This window comes from Burkholderia sp. BCC0097, from assembly GCF_902832985.1.
GTDB lineage: Bacteria > Pseudomonadota > Gammaproteobacteria > Burkholderiales > Burkholderiaceae > Burkholderia > Burkholderia orbicola.
Genome location: NZ_CADFDM010000001.1, coordinates 663,017 through 681,835, shown reverse-complemented (window position 1 = coordinate 681,835; position 18,819 = coordinate 663,017). Strand labels below are relative to the sequence as shown.

20 protein-coding genes are annotated in these 18,819 nt (G+C 68.0%); 9 read left to right on the top strand and 11 right to left on the bottom strand.

Annotation, left to right across the window (positions count from 1 at the left end):
* Nucleotide 1 precedes the first annotated feature (1 nt).
* The 7 genes from HWX07_RS02975 to HWX07_RS02945 all read left to right on the top strand — a co-directional run bounded on the left by HWX07_RS02975 (nucleotide 2) and on the right by HWX07_RS02945 (nucleotide 3,979).
* Nucleotides 2–757: a tetratricopeptide repeat protein gene (locus HWX07_RS02975; protein WP_175875117.1), complete on the top strand. Its 756-nt coding sequence runs from the start codon at nucleotides 2–4 to the stop codon at nucleotides 755–757.
* Nucleotides 754–1,437: a Fe2+-dependent dioxygenase gene (locus HWX07_RS02970; protein WP_023477480.1), complete on the top strand. Its 684-nt coding sequence runs from the start codon at nucleotides 754–756 to the stop codon at nucleotides 1,435–1,437. The genes HWX07_RS02975 and HWX07_RS02970 overlap by 4 nt, the downstream gene beginning before the upstream one ends.
* Nucleotides 1,438–1,520: 83 nt before the next feature.
* Nucleotides 1,521–1,760, top strand: coding sequence for a type II toxin-antitoxin system Phd/YefM family antitoxin (locus HWX07_RS02965; RefSeq protein ID WP_021158157.1), 240 nt, complete (start codon nucleotides 1,521–1,523; stop codon nucleotides 1,758–1,760).
* Nucleotides 1,757–2,152, top strand: a complete 396-nt coding sequence (locus tag HWX07_RS02960) for a type II toxin-antitoxin system VapC family toxin (RefSeq protein ID WP_059585115.1) — start codon at nucleotides 1,757–1,759, stop codon at nucleotides 2,150–2,152. Before HWX07_RS02965 ends, HWX07_RS02960 begins: the two co-directional genes overlap by 4 nt.
* A 134-nt stretch (nucleotides 2,153–2,286) precedes the next feature.
* A complete protein-coding gene (locus HWX07_RS02955; protein WP_175875116.1) occupies nucleotides 2,287–2,979 on the top strand; it encodes a M15 family metallopeptidase in 693 nt (230 codons plus the stop codon).
* A 102-nt stretch (nucleotides 2,980–3,081) separates the two neighbouring features.
* On the top strand, nucleotides 3,082–3,666 hold the full coding sequence (locus HWX07_RS02950; protein WP_053523967.1) for a nucleotidyltransferase family protein: 585 nt from the start codon (nucleotides 3,082–3,084) through the stop codon (nucleotides 3,664–3,666).
* A 172-nt stretch (nucleotides 3,667–3,838) separates the two neighbouring features.
* Nucleotides 3,839–3,979 carry a hypothetical protein gene (locus HWX07_RS02945; RefSeq protein ID WP_012339712.1) on the top strand — a complete coding sequence of 47 codons (141 nt, stop codon included), beginning with the start codon at nucleotides 3,839–3,841 and terminating at the stop codon, nucleotides 3,977–3,979.
* Between the two features lie 51 nt (nucleotides 3,980–4,030).
* Here the strand turns inward: HWX07_RS02945 and HWX07_RS02940 are convergent, their stop codons facing one another.
* The 8 genes from HWX07_RS02940 to panE all read right to left on the bottom strand — a co-directional run bounded on the left by HWX07_RS02940 (nucleotide 4,031) and on the right by panE (nucleotide 13,302).
* On the bottom strand, nucleotides 4,031–4,789 hold the full coding sequence (locus HWX07_RS02940) for an SDR family oxidoreductase (protein WP_175875115.1): 759 nt from the start codon (nucleotides 4,787–4,789) through the stop codon (nucleotides 4,031–4,033).
* Nucleotides 4,786–6,333: an FGGY-family carbohydrate kinase gene (locus tag HWX07_RS02935; RefSeq protein WP_175875114.1), complete on the bottom strand. Its 1,548-nt coding sequence runs from the start codon at nucleotides 6,331–6,333 to the stop codon at nucleotides 4,786–4,788. Before HWX07_RS02935 ends, HWX07_RS02940 begins: the two co-directional genes overlap by 4 nt.
* Nucleotides 6,334–6,362: 29 nt before the next feature.
* Nucleotides 6,363–7,451: an alcohol dehydrogenase catalytic domain-containing protein gene (locus tag HWX07_RS02930; protein ID WP_175875113.1), complete on the bottom strand. Its 1,089-nt coding sequence runs from the start codon at nucleotides 7,449–7,451 to the stop codon at nucleotides 6,363–6,365.
* 46 nt (nucleotides 7,452–7,497) lie between these two features.
* Nucleotides 7,498–8,511: an ABC transporter permease gene (locus HWX07_RS02925; RefSeq protein ID WP_175875112.1), complete on the bottom strand. Its 1,014-nt coding sequence runs from the start codon at nucleotides 8,509–8,511 to the stop codon at nucleotides 7,498–7,500.
* Complete coding sequence (locus HWX07_RS02920) at nucleotides 8,498–10,018, bottom strand: sugar ABC transporter ATP-binding protein (protein WP_175875111.1); 1,521 nt, start codon at nucleotides 10,016–10,018, stop codon at nucleotides 8,498–8,500. Before HWX07_RS02920 ends, HWX07_RS02925 begins: the two co-directional genes overlap by 14 nt.
* A 62-nt stretch (nucleotides 10,019–10,080) precedes the next feature.
* Entirely contained in the window at nucleotides 10,081–11,025 is a 945-nt protein-coding gene (locus HWX07_RS02915; RefSeq protein ID WP_077220623.1) for a substrate-binding domain-containing protein, read from the bottom strand.
* A 120-nt stretch (nucleotides 11,026–11,145) separates the two neighbouring features.
* On the bottom strand, nucleotides 11,146–12,105 hold the full coding sequence (locus HWX07_RS02910) for an AraC family transcriptional regulator (RefSeq protein ID WP_175875110.1): 960 nt from the start codon (nucleotides 12,103–12,105) through the stop codon (nucleotides 11,146–11,148).
* 249 nt (nucleotides 12,106–12,354) lie between these two features.
* Nucleotides 12,355–13,302, bottom strand: a complete 948-nt coding sequence (gene panE / locus HWX07_RS02905) for a 2-dehydropantoate 2-reductase (protein ID WP_175875109.1) — start codon at nucleotides 13,300–13,302, stop codon at nucleotides 12,355–12,357.
* Nucleotides 13,303–13,549: 247 nt separating this feature from the next.
* On the opposite strand from panE, the gene HWX07_RS02900 reads away from it, so the two are divergent.
* Nucleotides 13,550–15,103, top strand: a complete 1,554-nt coding sequence (locus HWX07_RS02900; RefSeq protein ID WP_175875108.1) for a methyl-accepting chemotaxis protein — start codon at nucleotides 13,550–13,552, stop codon at nucleotides 15,101–15,103.
* A 60-nt stretch (nucleotides 15,104–15,163) separates the two neighbouring features.
* Here HWX07_RS02900 and HWX07_RS02895 read toward each other — a convergent pair whose 3' ends face one another.
* On the bottom strand, nucleotides 15,164–15,841 hold the full coding sequence (locus HWX07_RS02895) for a response regulator transcription factor (RefSeq protein ID WP_175806981.1): 678 nt from the start codon (nucleotides 15,839–15,841) through the stop codon (nucleotides 15,164–15,166).
* Between the two features lie 377 nt (nucleotides 15,842–16,218).
* Between HWX07_RS02895 and HWX07_RS02890 the strand changes: the two genes are divergently transcribed.
* Nucleotides 16,219–16,710 carry a hypothetical protein gene (locus HWX07_RS02890; RefSeq protein WP_124624441.1) on the top strand — a complete coding sequence of 164 codons (492 nt, stop codon included), beginning with the start codon at nucleotides 16,219–16,221 and terminating at the stop codon, nucleotides 16,708–16,710.
* A 25-nt stretch (nucleotides 16,711–16,735) separates the two neighbouring features.
* Here the strand turns inward: HWX07_RS02890 and HWX07_RS02885 are convergent, their stop codons facing one another.
* Complete coding sequence (locus tag HWX07_RS02885; protein ID WP_175875107.1) at nucleotides 16,736–17,242, bottom strand: hypothetical protein; 507 nt, start codon at nucleotides 17,240–17,242, stop codon at nucleotides 16,736–16,738.
* Nucleotides 17,243–17,372: 130 nt separating this feature from the next.
* The gene (locus tag HWX07_RS02880; protein ID WP_226210316.1) at nucleotides 17,373–18,770 is read right to left on the bottom strand and encodes a sigma-54 dependent transcriptional regulator; all 1,398 of its coding nucleotides are present in this window, start codon (nucleotides 18,768–18,770) and stop codon (nucleotides 17,373–17,375) included.
* Between the last annotated feature and the right edge of the window lie 49 nt (nucleotides 18,771–18,819).

Below are 18,819 nucleotides of genomic sequence, written 5' to 3'. Positions count from 1 at the left end.
GATGGAAGCCGTGTCGCTGAAGGCGCTCGCGTCGGTATCGCCGCGCGAGTTCGCCGACATCCTGGCCGGGCCGCCCGAGCGCGCCGCCGCGTGGGTCGCGGCAGCGGCCGACCACGGCATCGTCGACGCGCAGGCCGTCTACGGGCAATACCTGCTCGACGGGCACGGCGTCGCACGCGATCCGGCCGCCGCGCTCGACTGGTTCCGGCATGCCGCGCGGACCGGCCACCCGATGGCGATGAACATGCTCGGGCGCTGCTATGAGTTCGGCTGGGGCACGGCCGCCTGCGCGCCGGTCGCCGTGTACTGGTACCGGCTTGCCGCGCAGGCGGGCCTCGACTGGGGCATGTACAACTACGCGACCGCACTTGCCCTCGGCAATGGCGTCGACGAGAACCGCGCCGACGCGCTCGACTGGTTCCGCCGCGCGGCCGCGCTCGGCCATGCGAAATCGATCAACCTGATCGGTGGGTTCTACGAGGATGGGTGGGTCGTCGCGGTCGACACCGACGCCGCGTTCGACCACTATCGCCGCGCCGCCGTTGCCGGCGACTTCCGCGGCCAGTTCAACTATGCACGGCTGCTCGCCGAGCGCGGGCGCGTCGACGAAGCGCTCGCGTGGCTCGCGCGGGTGCCGGCCACCGCGACACCCGCATTCATCGCGAAGATGCGCGCGTATCTCGTGTCGTCGCCGCTCGACGCCTTTCGTTCGGCGGCCATGCAGCTGACGCCGCACGCCATGGAATCCGCATCATGATGCTTCATATCCCCGGTGTACTGACCCGAGCGCAAGTCGCGCAGTGCCGCGACCTGCTCGATGCCGCCGAATGGGTCGACGGCAACGCGACGTCCGGCGCGCAGTCGGCGCTCGCGAAACGCAACCGGCAACTGCCGGAAGGCTCGCCGGCCGCGCGTGCGGTGGGCGATGCGATCCAGGATGCACTTGCCCGTCATCCGCTGTTCTTTTCGGCGGCGCTGCCGCTCAAGGTATTTCCACCGCTATTCAATCGTTATGAAGGCGGCGAGACGTTCGGCACGCACGTCGACAACGCGATCCGGCTGCTGCGCGGCACGGATTTCCGCGTGCGCAGCGACCTGTCGGCGACGCTTTTTCTTGAGGAACCCGATGCATACGACGGCGGCGAGCTGTGCGTCGAGGATACGTATGGTGTCCATCGCGCGAAGCTGCCGGCCGGTGATCTCGTGTTGTATCCGGCGTCGAGCCTGCATCACGTGACGCCTGTGACGCGCGGCGAGCGCGTCGCGTCGTTCTTCTGGATTCAGAGCATGGTGCGCGACGACGGTGATCGCACGCTGCTGTTTCAGCTCGATACGCAGATTCAGGCGCTTTCCGCCGAAAAAGGGGCGAAGGATCCGGTGGTCATTTCACTGACGGGGATTTATCACAACCTGTTGAGGAAGTGGGCGGATGCCTAGCGCGAGCCGGTCACGCCCCGGTGCTTGCGTCTCGTCGGAATACGGGTCTAAAATGACTATAGTCTTATGACCATGTACATATCATGATGCCGCACGCTCCCGTATCGAAATCCGAATTCAAGGCTCGCGCACTCGAATACTTCCGGCTCGTCGAGGCGTCGGGCGAAAGCCTGATCGTCACCGACCACGGCAAGCCAACGCTCGAGATCCGGCCGTATCGCTCCCGCGAAGCTCAGCCGTTGGACATATTGCGCGGTTCGGTCATGCGCTACGACAATCCTCTCGATCCGATTGCGGAAGATGATTGGGAGGCGTCGCGGTGATCGTGCTGGATACGCATGCATTGGTGTGGTGGGTGGCGGGCGATCCTGCGCTCAGCAAGAAGGCAAGAAGCGCAATCGATCGCGCGCGGAGCGAAGGCGCACTCGCCGCATCCGCCATCTCCGCGTGGGAAATCGCGATGCTGGTGCGCAATGACCGCCTCGCCCTGACGATGGACGTCGACGCGTGGCTCGCCACCGTCGCGCAGATCGATGGCATGCGCTTCGTGCCCGTCGATGCCGACATCGCCGCGAAATCCACCGACCTGCCCGGCACGTTCCACAAGGATCCGGCCGATCGCATGATCGTCGCGACAGCGCGGCGGCTCGGCGCGCCGCTCGTCACCCGCGACGAAAAAATCCGCGCGTACGCACACGTCAAGACGCTTTGGTAAGCGTCTTGACGCCGCGAGGCAAACTGCCGCGCAGGTCACACCAGACTCTGGCATATTGGCGATTCGTCTGACCAAAACGACCGCGGCCGCCCCACTCGACATCGGCCAGCGGCCCGCAACCGTCCTCGCGCCCCTTGCCCGCTACCGTGATACCGCTCTCCGATCCCGCCGTCCGCTCGATCGCCCTGCGAGAGTCACACGAAGGGTTCGTCGATCTCGCAGGCTTCCATGACCGCATCGCCGTCGATCTCGACCGCCGCGATATCGAAAGCAGGAGCCCTCATTTCCTGAAAGTGCGTCGCGGCGTGGCGGAACGGCTGATCGCCGCCGCGCATGCGTTGCCCGCCGGGCTGCGCCTGTACGTCAAGGAAGGCTACCGTCCGCTGGCCCTGCAGCGCCGGTACTTCGCCGAGCATCTCGCGCATCTGCGCCGGACGCTGAATCCGCGGCCGGACGAAGACACCCTGGTCGCCCTGACCAGCCACTACGTCGCGCCGCCGGAAGTCGCCGCCCATCCGACGGGCGCCGCCATCGACCTCACGCTGATCTCGGCGGAAGGCATCGAGATCGACATGGGCACCATCATGAACGCCACCGACCAGGAATCGTCCGGCGCGTGCTACACGAACAACGCGTTCATCAGCCGCCCGGCCGCGCGAAACCGCCAGATCCTGATCGACGCGCTGACCCGCGCCGGCTTCACGAATTACCCGTCCGAATGGTGGCATTGGTCGTTCGGCGACCGCTATTGGGCCGTCATGCAGAACGAATCGCACGCAATTTACGGTCCTGTCGAGGAGAGCATGCTCGACGAAGCATCGCGATGACGGTTTTCCCGATCCGGCATACGTGACTCGGTAACATCCTCACTTGCCGATCCCCGTGTGCTCCCGCACAATTGCAGCACCTGCCTCACTCCCCCCGCGCCGATGTCCTATGCGTCACTCGCCACCGGCGTCCTGCTCGCCGGCGGCCTTGGTCAACGCTTCGACCCGAGCGGCCTGCACAGCAAGCTGCTCGCTCGGCTTCCCGACGGGACGCCGGTCGCAGTCGCCGCCGCCCGCCGTCTCGCGGCCGCCACCGCCGATGTGATCGCCGTCGTGCGTCCCGGCGCCGAAAAGCTTGCGATTCTGCTGAACGAAGCCGGCTGTCAGGTCGTGTACGCGCCCGACGCGTTGCGCGGCATGGGCGCGAGCCTCGCGGCCGGCGTCCGTACCACGCCCGATGCGAACGGCTGGCTGGTCGCACTCGGCGACATGCCGTGGATCGCGGCGTCCACCTACGAAACGGTCGCACGTGCACTCGAAGCCGACGACGCGTCGATCGTCGCACCCGCGCATCGCGGCGTGCGCGGCCATCCGGTCGGTTTCGCCGCGCACCACTTCGATGCGCTCGCCGCCCTCGACGGCGACACGGGTGCCCGCGCACTGTTCGCCAGCGCGCCGGTGACCCTGCTCGACGTCGACGATCCCGGCATCCTGCGCGACGTCGATACCCCGGCGGATTTGCGCTGACTTCGATTGCACGGGCCCACAAGATTCCGCACGAACACCGCCAATAAGCGGATTTCTCCGACGATCGATCACCCACCGCAACAATCCCGCTGCAAACGCGCGCCCGATTGCCTATAACGGAGACGAGGCGCATCCGCCGCGCCACCGCCGTCACGCACTGCACGAGTTCTCCATGAGCGATCACACGACCCCGACGCCCGAACCACCGGCCGACCCGAACCGCGATCCGGAAGACGATCCGTTCTCGTCGCCGCCCGGTCATCACGACAACCCGCAGCAGCCGGACGGACCGCCGAGCAAGGATCCGGTCTAGCCGCACACTGCCCCGCTCCGAGAATGCAGCGCGCTACTGCCGTGACGCGGTCTAGCGCGCGGTATATCCGCCGTCGATCGGCAGCGACACGCCGCTGATCATCGACGCCGCATCGCTCAGCAAAAACAGGATCGGTTCGACGACTTCGTCCGGCTCCGCGAACCGGCCGAGCGGAATCGCAGCGAGCATCGGCGCGCGCTTCTCCGGTGCGCTCCATGCGAACTGCGCCATCGGCGTGAGCGTGACGGTCGGGTTCACACTGTTCACACGAATGCCGTGCGGCCCGAGTTCGATGCACAGCACGCGCGTGATCGCGTCCATCGCCGCCTTCGACGCGCAATAGCTCAGATGCGCGGGCAGGCCGACGAGCGCCGCCTGACTCGACACGTTGACGATGCTGCCCCGTGCTTGCGCCGCGCCGCGTCCGGCGCGTTCGATCATCTTGCGCGCCACGGCCCGCGCGACGAGCGCCGCGCCGCGCGCATTGACGGCCATCACGCGATCGAACTGCGCGGCGCCGACCTCGAGCGCCGGCTCGAGCGACGCGATCCCCGCGCAATTGACGAGGCCGTCGAACGCATCGTACGCGGCGAGCGCGGCATCGATCGCTTGCTCGTCACCGCCGACGTCCAGGCGCAACGTATCGCACGCAATCTCGCCGGCGAGCGTGTCGAGCGCGGCCATGTCTCGCGCCGCCGCGACGACGCGCGCGCCGGCTTGCGCCAGCGCCACCGAGCATGCGCGGCCGATGCCGCTCGACGCGCCCGTGACGAGCACCGTTGACCCGCCGAAATCGAATCGTGTGTTCATGATGAGGTGCCCAGCTTGTGCATGATCGGCTTGAGTGCCGGATAGAGCGCCGTGTAGAGCGCAAAACGCGCGTCGTACGTTTTCGCGCGACCGGCATCGGGCCGTGCGCGCTCGACGAGCGTGACCCAGCCGCCCTGCGCGTCATCGCGCGACACGAGCCCTGCGCCGACGCCCGCGAGCAGCGCGGCGCCCATCGCGGCTTCGACGTCCTGCTCGATCGTCCACACCGGAAAGCCCGTCACGTCCGCGACGATCTGCATCCACAGTGCCGAATGCGCGGCGCCGCCGACGACGATCAATCTGTCGTCCAGCGCCACCGCGCCGCGGCGGCCGGCCTCGATGTTGTGGCGCAACGCGAACGCGACGCCTTCGAGCACCGCGCGATAAAGATGCGCACGGGTATGCGCGAGACTCAATCCAACGAACGCGCCGCTCGCCTTCGCATCCCATACCGGGCTGCGCTCGCCCATCAGGTACGGCAGGAACAGCACGCCGTCGGCGCCGGCCGGCACGCGCTCGGCCGCCTCCTCGAGCAGCACGTGCGGATCGCCGTGCGGCAGCAGGCGCGCCGCATCGATTTCCGCGTGACAGAACTGGTCGCGAAACCACGCGACCGACGCGCCGGCCGTGATCGCGCCGCCGAACACGTACAGGTCGCGCTGCCCGTCGAACACGTGCGGCATGCTGACGAGGCCATGGCGCGCATCGACATGCCGGTTCACGTAACCCCAGCACATGCTGGTGCCGATCATCGCGACGTGCTGCCCGGTGCGCGTCGCGCCGGCCGCGAAGGTCGCCACCGCGGCATCGACGCCGCCCGCGACGACCGGCGTGCCGGCCGGCAGCCCGAGTTGCGCGGTCCATTGCGACAGCAGGCCGCCGACGACGTCCGTCGAATCGACCAGCCGCTCGGGCATCATCGTCGCCGGAATGCCGAGCATGTCGAGCGCGTCGTCGGACCACTCGCGGCGCGCGACGTCGTACACGCCGCCGATATTGCCGGCCGAACTGTGGTCGACCGCGACCTCGCCGGTCAGCAGGTAGATCACGTACGCGTTCGGCGGCAGGAAATAGCGCACGTTCGCCCACACGTCGGGCCGCTGGTCGCGCAGCCACAGCATCTTGGTGAAGCCGTAGTAGCTGTCGACGCCGTTGCCGGTGATCACGCGCAGCCGCTCGACGTTCACGTGTTCGTTGACCCAGTCGACTTCGGCGGTCGCGCGCCGGTCCATCCAGATCAGGCACGGATGCAGCGGCCGCATGTCGATGTCGACCGGGATGCCCGAGCCGCCGTACAGGCTGCTCACGCACACCGCACGGATCTCGTCGGCCGGCACGCCCTGCGCGCGCGCGTCGCTCACGCAGCCCGCGATGCAGTCGCGCACCGCGTCGAACCATACCTGCGGCCACTGCTCGGCCCACAGCGGGCGCGGCGTATCGGGCTGGTAGCCGGCCGAGCGCCGCGCGACGATCGTGCCGTGCCGGTCGACGAGCAGCGCCTTGGTGCTCTGCGTACCGATGTCGACGCCTATGACGTATTCCATGATGTCTCCGGTGAGGCGCACGCCGGCCGTCAGCGGGCCGGCTTCAGCAGCACCTTGATCGATTCGGGCGATTTCGCGACGCGGATCGCATCGTCCCAGTCTTCCAGCGCGAAACCGTGCGTGACGATGCCCTTCGACGTGACGAGCCCGCGCGCGAGCAGGTCGATCGCGACCGGATAGCAGTATGGCCCGAGGTGCGCACCACGTACGTCGAGCTCCTTGCGGTCGCCGATGATCGACCAGTCGACGGTCGCATCCTCGCCGAACACGCTGAACTCGACGAAGCGACCGAGCTTGCGGATCAGGTCGAGCCCCTGATTCACGCCGACCGGCGCGCCGGTCGTCTCGATGTACACGTCGCAACCGTAGCCGTCGGTGAGCGCGCGGACGATCTCGCGCGCGTCGTCACGCTGCGGGTTGATCGTCACGTCGGCACCGTACTGGCGCGCGAGTTCGAGCCGTTCGTCGAGCAGGTCGATCACGACGAGTTTCTTCGGCGTCTTCAGGTGCGCGACCTGCGTCATCATCAGCCCGAGCGGGCCCGCGCCCGCAATCACGACGACGTCGTCGAGCTGAACGTCGCCACGGTTCACCGTATGGATCGCGCACGACAGCGGCTCGATGATCGCCGCATCCTCGAGCGATACGCCGAGTGGAATCCTGTGAACGATCGCGGTCGGTGGAATGCGCATGTACTCGGCCATCCCGCCGTCGGCGACCTCGCGCTGGAAACCGAAGATGTTGTGCACCTCGCACATCCAGTACTGGCCCGACTTGCAGTAGCGGCACTTGCCGCACGGCACGATCTGCTCGGCGATCACGCGGTCGCCCAGCGCGACACCGAAATGTTCGGCCGCGCCGTCGCCGAGCGCCTCGACGTAGCCGAAGAATTCGTGGCCGGGAATGACCGGCGCCTTCACCCACGGGCTGGGGCCGCCCCAGAACATCTTGGCGCCGGTGTAGCACTTGCAGTCGCTCGCGCAGATTCCGCACGCGGCGATGCGGATCACGAGTTCGTTCGCGCCGGGATTCGGCTTCGCGACCTGTTCGACGCGATAGTCCTCGGGGCCGTGGCAGACGACCGCGGTCATGCGCGGCTGGGCTTCGGGTGTCGTCATGAGTTGTCTCTTTCCTGAGTGATTCGGATGGCTGATTGATCGGTCGTTACCGCGATCGCTCGCGGCTGATGTAGATCGCGAGCAAGATGATTCCGCCCTTGATCACGTTCTGCACATACGGGTTCACGCCGATCATGTTGAGCCCGTTGTTGAGCACGCCGAGCAGCAGCGCGCCGACCAGCGTGCCGAGGATCGCCCCGCGCCCGCCGGAGATCGACGTGCCGCCCATCACGACGGCCGCGATCGCGTCGAGTTCGAAGCCCACGCCCGCGTTCGGCTGCCCGCTCATCAGGCGCCCGGTCAGCACGATCGCGGCGAGCGCCGACGTGAGCCCGGCCAGCGTGTAGACGATCAGCTTCACGCGCGCGACCCGCACGCCGGTGAGCCGCGTCGCCTGCTCGTTGCCGCCGATCGCATACACGTAGCGGCCGAACGGCATCCGGTCGAGCAGCAGCCATGCGATCGCATAGACCACCAGCATGATCAGCACCGGCGCCTGGATACCGAGCACCTTGCCGCTGCCGAAGAACGCAACCCAGTCGGGCAGCCCGTCGATCGGATAGCCGCCCGTGTAGATCAGCGCGAGGCCGCGCGCGATGCCCATCGTCGCGAGCGTGACGATGATCGGCGGCATCCCGGCGAACGCGACAAACACGCCGTTCAGGAAGCCGAAACCGAGGCCGACCGCGATGCCGATCGCCAGCGCGGCGACCGCGTTGACGCCCGCGACCATCAGCCCCGCCGCGAGCGTGCCCGACAGCGCCATCACCGAGCCGACCGACAGGTCGATCCCGCCGGTCAGGATCACGCAGGTCATGCCGACCGCGATGATCGCGTTGATCGAGACCTGGCGCAGCACGTTTTCCAGGTTCGCAGCGGACAGGAAGCTCGGGCTCGCGATCATCATCGCGATGCACACGACGATCAGGCCGACGAGCGGATAGAACAGCGTCGAACGGCGCAACTGCGCCCACATCGCGCGGGGCGGCGGCGCGTCGCCGTTTCCGGCCGCGGCCGCGAGCGTCGTCGAACGCGTGGAAGAAGAATCAGGCAGGTTCATGGGTCGCTCCTCGCGTGCCGGCCGTGGCATAGGTCATGACCGTGTCGGGATCGATCTCGTCGCCTTCGAGCGTCGCCTCGATGCGGCCCTGCCGGAACACGGCGACGCGATCGCACATGCCGACGATTTCCGGCAATTCGGACGAGATCATGATGATGGCGTAGCCGCGCGCGGTGAGTTCGCGCATCAGCCCGTAGATTTCGGCTTTCGCGCCGACGTCGATGCCGCGCGTCGGCTCGTCGAAGATCAGCACCGACGTGTGATGGTTCAACCAGCGCGCGATCACGACCTTCTGCTGGTTGCCGCCGGACAGCGTCGCGACCTCGGTGTGGATCGACGGCGCCTTCACGCCGACGCGCCGCATCACGTCGTGCGTGGTGCGCGCCTCGCCGCGCCGGTCGATCAGCCAGCGCATCGACCGGTACTTGCCGAGGTTGTTCAGCGAGATGTTGTCGCGAATCGAGAACGACGTGACGAGCCCTTCCGTCTTGCGGCTTTCCGGCAGGATGCCGATGCCCGCGCGCAGCGCATCGGCCGGATCGGCGAGCTTCGCCGCCGCGCCGCGCACGCGCAGTTCCTTGCGATGCGCGCGCGTCGCGCCGATCACCGCGAGCGCGGTTTCGGTGCGGCCCGAGCCGACCAGTCCCGCGAAACCCAGGATCTCGCCTTCATGCAGCGCGAAGCGGTTCACCGGGCCGTCGCGCTCGATCTGCAGCGCATCGACCTCGAGCACGGCCGGCGCGTCGGCCGGCAATACCGGCTTCGGCGGAAAGCTGCTTTCGATGCGGCGGCCGACCATCATGCGCACCAGTTGCTCGACGTCGGTGCGTGCGACCTCGGTGGTCGCGACGTACTGGCCGTCGCGCAGCACCGTGATGCGGTCGCACACCGTGAAGATCTCGTCGAGGTGATGCGAGATGAAGATCATCGCGACGCCCTGCCGCTTCAATTCGCGCATGATCGCAAACAGGTGCTCCGCCTCGGCCGGCGTGAGCGTCGCGGTCGGTTCGTCGAGGATCAGGATGCGCGCGTCGAGCGACAGCGCCTTGCCGATCTCGACGAACTGCTGCTGCGCGACCGACAGCGTACGGATCGGCGCATCGAGATCGATCGCCACGCCGAGCCGCGCGAAGATGGCCGCGGCCGCCGCGCGCATCCGCTTGCGGTCGCGCGCGCCCCAGCGGTTGCGCAGCTCGCGGCCGAGGAACAGGTTGTCGACGGCATCGAGGTGCGGAATCAGGCTGAATTCCTGAAACACGATGCCGACGCCGGCCGCGACCGCGTCGTGATAATCCGCGAAATGGCGCGCGGCGCCGTCGATCTCGATCGTGCCGGCATCCGGCTGATGAATGCCGCACAGGATCTTCATCAGCGTCGACTTGCCCGCGCCATTCTCGCCGAGCAGCGCGTGGATCTCGCCGCGCGCGATTTCCAGATGAATGTCGGACAGCGCCTTCACGCCGGGAAAGCTTTTCGTGATGTGGCTGAGCCTGAGTATCGTGTCCATCGGCTTCTCCGTGCGAAGAGCGTCGGCCGCGCCGCCGCCCTTCGCGTCGCGTCGCACGTCGTTTACCAGCTGAAACCCTTCGCGTTGCCGCGATCGACGACCTTCACGTCGACCGGAATCGCCTTCGGCACCGTCGCGCCCCACTTGCGCGCGATCGCGATGCCGAGCGCGATGCGCACCTGGTCGGCCGGGAACTGCGCGGTCGTTTCGATGAACTTCGAGTTCGGTTTCTGGATCGCGGCGATCGCCTCGGGTGCGCCGTCGACGCTCGTCAGCTTGATGTCCTTGCCGGAGCCTTCGATCGCGGCGAGCGCGCCCATCGAGCCGCCGTCGTTCACGCTGAAGAGGCCCTTCAGGTTCGGATGCGCGGAGATCATGTTCTCGGTGACCGACAGCGCGGTCGCGCGCTCCTGCTTGCCGTTCTGCGTATCGACGAGCTTGACGTTCGGGAATTTCGCGAGCCCGGCCTTGCAGCCGCGCACGCGTTCGAGAATCGGCACGACCGGAATGCCGTCGAGGATCGCGACCTCGCCGCTGCCGCCGATCGCCTTCGCCAGGTATTCGCACGACATCACGCCCGCGTCGTAATTCTTCGAGCCGACGAACGAATCGACCGGGCCATTCGCGTTCGCATCGACGGCGACGACCACCGCGCCGGCCTTCTTCGCCTGCGTGATCGCCGACTGGATGCCGGTCGAATCGGTCGGGTTCACGAGCAGGATGTCGATCTTCTTCTGCAGCATGTCCTCGACGTCGCTCACCTGCTTGCTGACGTCGTGATGCGCGTCGGTGACGACGACCTGCGCGCCGATCGACGCGGCCGCGTCGTTCAGCGCCTTCTGCATCGTCACGAAGTACGGGTTGTTCAGCTCCTGGAACGTCATGCCGATCCGCAGCGGGGCAGCATGCGCGGCGGCGGCGGGCAACAGGGCCGCGGCGGCGAGCGCGGCAACGGCCGCCAGGCGGGCGGCGCGGCGGGGGGATGAAGCGGGCGATGCGTGCGTCATGACGGTGTCTCCAGAATTGTGTGCGGCTTTTTCGTGGGTGAATGCGCCCCTCGCGACGTGAGCGACGCGATCGGCGGGGTAAAGCGGTTGGGGAAACTCAGGCGGGCAACGGCCCGGCGATCATCCGGGCTGCGGCATGAGTTCGGGCACGCCGGGCGTCAGCACGCGCGGCGGCAGCGGATTACCGGTCGGCGCCGCATGCAGCGCCAGCTCGCGGCTGCGCGCGTTCAGGCGCTGCAGCGCGCGGAATTCGGACGGCGCCATCCCCTTCACCGCGCGGAACTGGCGGTTGAAGTTCGACACGTTGTTGAAGCCGGCCTGGAAACAGATGTCGGTGATGCTCGCGTCGTCGGCCAGCAGCATCTGGCAGGCGGATTCAATTCGCAGACGATTCACGTACTGGACGAACGGCATGCCCGTGTGGCGATGGAACGCACGCGAGAACGCGCTGACGCTCTGCCCGGTCAGTTGCGCGAGATCGGATTCGCGCAGCTCCGACGCGAGGTTCTTGCCGATATACGACAGCGCGTGGCTGAGCCGCGTCGGCGTGACGTCGGCCTGGTCGTACGCGGGGCTCGCGAGCAACGTGCGCTCGGCCGCGCCGCACAGCCGCTCCAGGATCGTCATGAACAACGCGATGCGGCGCATCCCGCGCGCGGTCAACAGTTCGTCGAACAACGGCGCGATCGCGGCGCTCGTCGCGGCATCGAAGCCGACCCCGCGCCGCGCGTCGTCGAGCAGCGCCTGTGCGTCGCGGCATTCGGGGAACGCGTCCATGCAGCGGCGCACGAACGACGGATCGAACTGGATCACGAGATTGCGGCGCTCGACGGTTTCGCCTTCGGCCATGTCGCTGACCCAGTTGTGCGGCAGGTTCGGGCCGAGCAGCACGAGATGGCCGGGGCCGAACGAGCCGATGTGATCGCCGACGAAATACTTGCCGTGGGTCGCGACGATCAGGTGCAGCTCGAATTCGGGATGGAAATGCCAGCGGATCGTGCGATACGGATAGCCGTGCGACCAGACCTTGAACGACTCGTCGCGTCGCACGTCGACCACTTCGAGATCGGGGTGCATCATGTTGGCGTCTCCATTCCCATGGTTCGCTGCCGGCCTGTTCGGCTGTGCGTGCATCGCCGCGTGTCTCGCGCGGCGATGCGACCGGTCGCATGGGAAGCAATGTAGGTCGATCGAGCGCGCGGCTCCACCAACTTTACGCCTGATTTTCGATACTTTTTTGCCGCCCACTGGCTGAAATGGCGCCGGATGGCAAATTTGTTGCAGCGCGGAACGACGCGGGCGGCCGCCCGCGCCACTGTCCGCACCGGCTTATGCCGCCGCGTGCTCGCGCGCCGTGCGGATCTCGTACGTCTTCAGGTGGTTGTACGCGATCCGCAGCAGCGACAGCGTGTCTGCCGCCTGCGGGTCGCGCCGCGCGAGCAGGTCGCCGATCACGTGATCGGCTTCGACGCGGGCATGGTTCTCGACGTCGCGCAGCATCGACGCGGTCAACGGCGACGGCGTCAGCACCATCCGCTGCATCCGCTCGCTGGCCGCCGGGTCGGGCCGGTGGCCGTTGTGTTCGGCGATCGCGCTGCATTCGGCGAGCATCGTCTCGAGCAGGCGACGGCCATCCGGCGCGGCGAGAATGTCGCCGATCGAACCGCGGAACAGCGACGTACTCGCGGCGAGCGTCGCGAGGAACACCCACTTGTCCCACATCCGCGCGGCAATGTCGTCGCTGAGCGTTGCATCGAAACCCGCGCCGCCGAGCACGTCGGCCACCGCGCGCACGCGTGGCGATTCGCCGCCGGCAAGCTCGCCGAACGACACGCCGTGCGTATCGTTCAGGTGCACGATGCGCTGTTCGCGATCGAGCGTCGCCGCGATCACGCACAACCCGCCGAGCACCTGCGTGGCGCCGAAGCGCTCACGCAGCACATCGAGGTGGCGCATCCCGTTGAGCATCGGCAGGATCAGCGTCTGCGGGCCGACGAATGGCGCGAACGATGCAATCGCGTCGTCGAGGCTGTACGCCTTGCAGCTCAGCAGCACGAGGTCGAACGGCGCGACGCCGGCGCCTGCGTCGCCCGCGCGTACGGTCTGCACGTTCGCGAGCGTCAGGTCGCCGCGCGGGCTGCGGATCAGCAACCCGTCGCGCGCGAGCGCGGCGGCGCGGCCGTCGCGCACCAGGAACGTCACGTCGCGCCCCGCCGCGGCCAGCCGGCCGCCGAAGTATCCGCCGACCGCGCCGGCCCCTACCACCAGAATCCGCATCGTTGCCTCCTTTCGGTTTCGGTCGGTGTCGCGCTGCCGCCCGTGCGGGCGCGACGCCAACCGTTGCCCGACAGTATAGCGGCCGCTGTTATGCATATGCATAGATGCCCGCGCTCGCGTCGCGGGCATGGGGAAATGACGGCGTCTAAGGGATTTCCCGTCTACGGCGACGCGCATCGCGCGCCGTCAAACCACATATCCCGTCGCGCCGCCCCGGCGAGCTTCCTCGACTGACCGACCTCATACCATGCGCAATCTTTCCCTGAATCAGAAACTCGCCTCGATGATCGTCATCCTGTGGCTCGGCCTGCTCGTGATCGCCGGGCTAGGCGCATGGCAGACCCGCGCGTCGATGATCGCGGACCGCCGCGACCAGCTTGCGTCGCTGGTCGCGCAGGCCGCGAGCGTGGCCGATCACTACTACAAGCTGTCGCAGCAGAACGCGATGCCGGAAGCCGATGCGAAGCAGAAGGCGATCGAGGCGATCGCCGCGATGCGCCACGGCGCCGATGGCTACATCTCGATCAACGATTCGAAGCCGGTGATCGTGATGCATCCGATCAAGGCCGAACTCAACGGCAAGGACGTGTCGAACTTCACCGATCCGGACGGCAAGCACCTGTTCGTCGAGATCGTGAAGGCCGGCAATGCGGAAGGCGGCAAGGGCTTCGTCGAGTATCTGTGGCCGAAGCCGGGCGCGGACAAGCCGCAGGAGAAAACCAGCGCCGTGCAGCGCTTCGCGCCGTGGGACTGGTATCTGGTGACCGGCATGTACATGAACGACGTGCGCTCGGCGGTGCTCGCGAGCATCGGCCGCTGGCTGGCGATGACGGCCGTGCTCGGCGCGATCGCGACCGCCGTGATGGTGCTGGTGCTGAAAAGCGTGCGCGCGAGCCTCGGCGGCGAACTCGAAGCGGCGCTCGACGCCGCGCAGCGCATCGCGCAGGGCGACCTGACCGCGCGCGTGAGCGTGAAGCACGACGATCGCGGTAGCCTGCTGCATGCGCTGCACACGATGCAAGGGGGGCTGATCGACATGGTGTCGCGCGTCCGGATGGGCACCGAGAACATCAACGTCGGCGCGAGCGAAATCGCATCCGGCAACACGGACCTGTCGCAGCGCACCGAGGAACAGGCGGCCGCGCTCGTGCAAACCGCGTCGAGCATGGACGAGATGACCGCGAACGTGAAGCAGAACGCGGACAGCGCCGCGCAGGCCGCGTCGCTCGCCGGCCAGGCCGCGCAGGTCGCGACGCGCGGCAGCGCGGTGGTCGACGACGTCGTGCGCACGATGAACGAGATCACCGACCGCTCGCACAAGATCGGCGACATCATCGGCGTGATCGACGGGATCGCGTTCCAGACCAACATCCTCGCGCTGAACGCGGCCGTCGAAGCGGCGCGCGCGGGCGAACAGGGCCGCGGCTTCGCGGTGGTCGCGGCCGAAGTGCGGTCGCTCGCGCAGCGCTCGGCGACGGCGGCCAAGGAGATCAAGTCGCTGATCGTGTCGTCGAACGAGACGGTCCAGCACGGCGCGACGCTCGTCACGCATGCAGGCGAGACGATGGCCGAGATCGTGCAGTCGGTGCGGCGCGTGAACGAAATCCTCGACGAAATCAGCCACGCATCGCGCGAGCAGAGCGCCGGGATCGAGCAAGTCAACCGCGCGGTGGGCGAGATGGACCAGGTCACGCAGCAGAACGCGGCGCTCGTCGAACAGGCCGCGGCGGCCGCGCATTCGCTGCGCGATCAGGCCGAGGCGCTGCGCGACGCGGTGACGCGGTTCGCGTTGCCGGCCTGACGGCGCCCCGCCCGGCCCCTCACGCCACCCTGCCCGGCCCTCACACCGCCCGACGCCCCCTCACGCCGCGCTGCCCGCCCGCAGCGCGGCCTCGCCGCTCCCGAGCCCCAGCCCCGCCGCGCGCTGAATCAACTCGACGTCGTTGTTCGCGCCGAGCTTCTTCATTGCGCTGATCTTCTGCGCGCTGACCGTCTGCTTGCCCTTGCTCAGGCGCTGCGCGATCGTCTTGATCGGCACGCCCGACAGATACAGGCGAATCACCTCGATCTCGCGCGCCGACAGCTTCACGGGCGCGTCGCCGCGCGTGCCGAGCGCATCGACCGCGCGGCGCACGGACGGCGACAGGTAGGTCGCGCCGCTGTAGCTCGAATGGATCGCCGTGACGATATGGCCGACCTCGTCGAGCTTGCTGACGACGCTCACGCCGCCGATCGCGAGGATCGACCGGAAGATCAGCGGGTTCTCGTTCGCGACCAGCGCGACGATCCCGACGTTCGGCCGCGTGCGGCGCAGCCAGTCGAACAGCGCGAGGCCGTCCATCTGCTCGTCGCCGCGAATCGCATAGTCGACCAGCACGACGTCGCAGTCGATGCCGCCGAGCGATGCGACCAGTTCGGCCGCGCTCCGGTAGACCGCGGCGAGCTCGATCGCGCAGGCGCCGCCTGCGATCTGCTCGATACCGGCCAGCGTCAACGGCCAGTCGTAAGCGACGACGATGCGAACATTGAATTTCCTCATGCGCAATTCCTGGTGGTTCACCGGCCGCGCCACGCGAGTGTGTGCGGCCGGTTGGGCGTTGAAAGGACGTTCAGGCTATTTTTAGCCCGAACGTCGATTCTATGGACGTACGCGCGAGCGCGATATCGGACGGCGTACGAATTGGCCGCCGCAGACGTAATACGGGTTTGATATTTGCACCGGTCCGACGCCCGACGGCCGGCGATCGGCCGCAGCGGCATCGGCCCGACGGCCAGGGTCGCGCGCCGCGCGGCCGGTCAACAGGTAAAATTGCGCCTTTGCATGCCACCCCGGCCCCGCCGGCGGCGAGCGACGCGCCGCTGCCGGCCGCGCGCCCCGCCCCGTTCGCCGGTTTGCCCGTACCGCCCGCTTTCCTCATGACCGATTCCGACCTGCAATCCGACGACACCTCCATCCACGAAGACGGCCTCTGGCGCGACAACGGCTGGACGGCCCGCATCATCAAGAACGAAGACGACGACGGCTGGGCCGTCGAGATGATCAAGGACGGCGAATCCGAGCCCGCGCTCGTCGGGCCGTGGACCATGGGCCGCGACAAGAAAAACCCGAAGCCGATGGACGCGAACGCGTTCCGCACGCTCGTGAAAACCGCGACCGAAGTGCTGATGCGGCACGAACAGCAGCGGCGCGCGCTGCTGCACAAGGAAGTGACGGTGCAGGACGAAGCCGGGCAGGATGTGTCGGTGACGCTCGACATCGTGCCGGACGAGTTCGAGCCGTATGCGCAGCTCAAGGCATTCGATCCGTATGGCGAGCTGCTGGCCGACGCGAAGGTGTCGGCCGGGTTCAAGCTCAACAAGGCCAGCGCCGAACGCTGGGTCGCCTCGGGCTTCGACCGGCCTGCCTGAGCCCACACGGCGCGCCGAAGCGCGATCAGGCGCCGGCGCCGCGCCCCGCGCGGGCGAGCCGGCGTGCGGCCAGCTTGCGCCGCACGAGCTCCTCGAACTGCTGCGTCGCGACCTCCGGTTCGCGCGCGGCGAGGCCCAGCAGGTTGCGCGCGAGCTGGATCGGCGTCAGCACGAGGCCCCACGGCAGCCCCCACCAGCCGAGCGTGGCCGACGCGAGCAGCGCGAGCGCCTGCTTCCTGCGCCCGCAGCGGCGGCAACACACGTGGCGCCGCGTCGCCCAGCGCGTGACGAACAGGAGCGACACGACGCGATGCGACGCGTGAACATCGACCGGCCGCCCTTCTCGCAAACAGATCGGGCATGGCCCGTAGCGCCAGTCGTCGACGTACTGCCGGACCTTCGCGTCGGGCACCCGTTCGGCCTCGACGACGACCGGATGCGCGTGCGCGCATGCCGGGCCGCAATAGCGGCGCCCGTCGATCGACTGCCCGCCGAGCAGGAACGTCCTGCCGCAGTGACTGCACTCTCCCACGATGACCTCGGATGAACGTGATGTGCCGCGTGCCGGGCGCGCGCACCTCGATGCGCGCGTGCCGGCCGGGCCATTTCATGTTTTAACGGCCGCCGCCGCGAGGTCTTGAGCGGTCGGGCGCCGTGGCGCGTCAGCTGTGCAGCCCGTGCGCGGTCATCAGACGGTACAGCGTCGCGCGCGAGATGCCGAGCTCCGCCGCGACGTCCGCATGCTGGTGGCGGTGTCGCAGCAGCGTTTCCTCGATCGCGTGCCGCTCGGCCTGCCGGCGCGCCTGCGCGAGCGTCGGCTGCCGCAGCGACGTGTACGGACGCAATTCGAGATCGGCGGCCGAGATCAGCGGGCCGTTCGTCATCACGACCGCGAAGCGGATCCGGTTGATCAGCTCGCGCACGTTGCCGGGCCACGGATAGGTGTGGATCGCCTCGATCGCGCACGGCGTGAAGCCGCGAATCCGGTACGAGCCGTCGTCGCGATAGCGCCGCAGCACGTCGTCGGCGAGCAGCATGATGTCGCGGCCACGCATGCGCAGCGGCGGCTCGTCGATCCGCAGCACGCACAGGCGGTAGTACAGGTCGGCGCGGAATCGCCCGGCCTGCATCGCGGCCTCGAGATCGACGTGGGTCGCCGACACGATCCGCACGTCGACCGGAATCGACGCATGCCCGCCGAGCCGCTCGATCCTGCCTTCCTGCAGGAACCGCAGCAGGCTCGCCTGGCTCTCGAACGGCATGTCGCCGATTTCGTCGAGAAACAGCGTACCGCCGTGCGCGGCCTCGATACGGCCGATCTTGCGCTGGTGCGCGCCCGTGAACGCGCCGCGCTCGTGGCCGAACAGTTCGGCCTGCAGCAGCGTCGTCGGGATGGCCGCGCAGTTCACGGCGACGAACGGTGCGTCGGCACGCGACGACTGCCGGTGGATCGCCGCCGCCGTCAGTTCCTTGCCGGTGCCGGATTCGCCGGCGATGAACACGGCCGCCTCGGTGTTCGCGACCTTGCGGATCGTCGCGAACAGCCGGCGCATCGCGCCGCACGCGCCGATCATCGCGCCGCCGGGCGGCGGCGCCTCCTCGGCCGGGTCGCCGTCCGCGAGCTTCAGCATCCCGTACGCATGGCCGACGAGATAGCCGATCGTCGTGTAGGCCGCCGCATTGCGCACGTAGTCGAAGCAGCAATGGCGGATCAGGCGCGCGATCGTGATGTTGCGCAGCCGCTCGCCGTCCGCGAGCGCGACCCAGCCGACCCGCGGGTCACGCAGCAGCGCCTCGAACGACGCGACGTCCGGCGACGCGAAGCTGTCGAAATCGACGATGCCCGCATGCGGACGGTTCGCCTTGACGAGATTCAGCGCGTCCGCGACGGTTTTGGCGCGCCAGACGTCCCAGCCGCGCGATGCGAGCACATCGACGAGCGCGGCATCGTGTTGCTGCGACAGGTAGACGAGCGGCCGCGACGGCGCGACGGGGTCGTGCCGGACCGCGATGAACGGCAGCGCGCTCACCAGCCGTTCGACATCCCGCAGGCCCGACATGCTCAGCTGACAGCAATGGTTCACGATCGCCTCGCCGCATAAGGGTGTG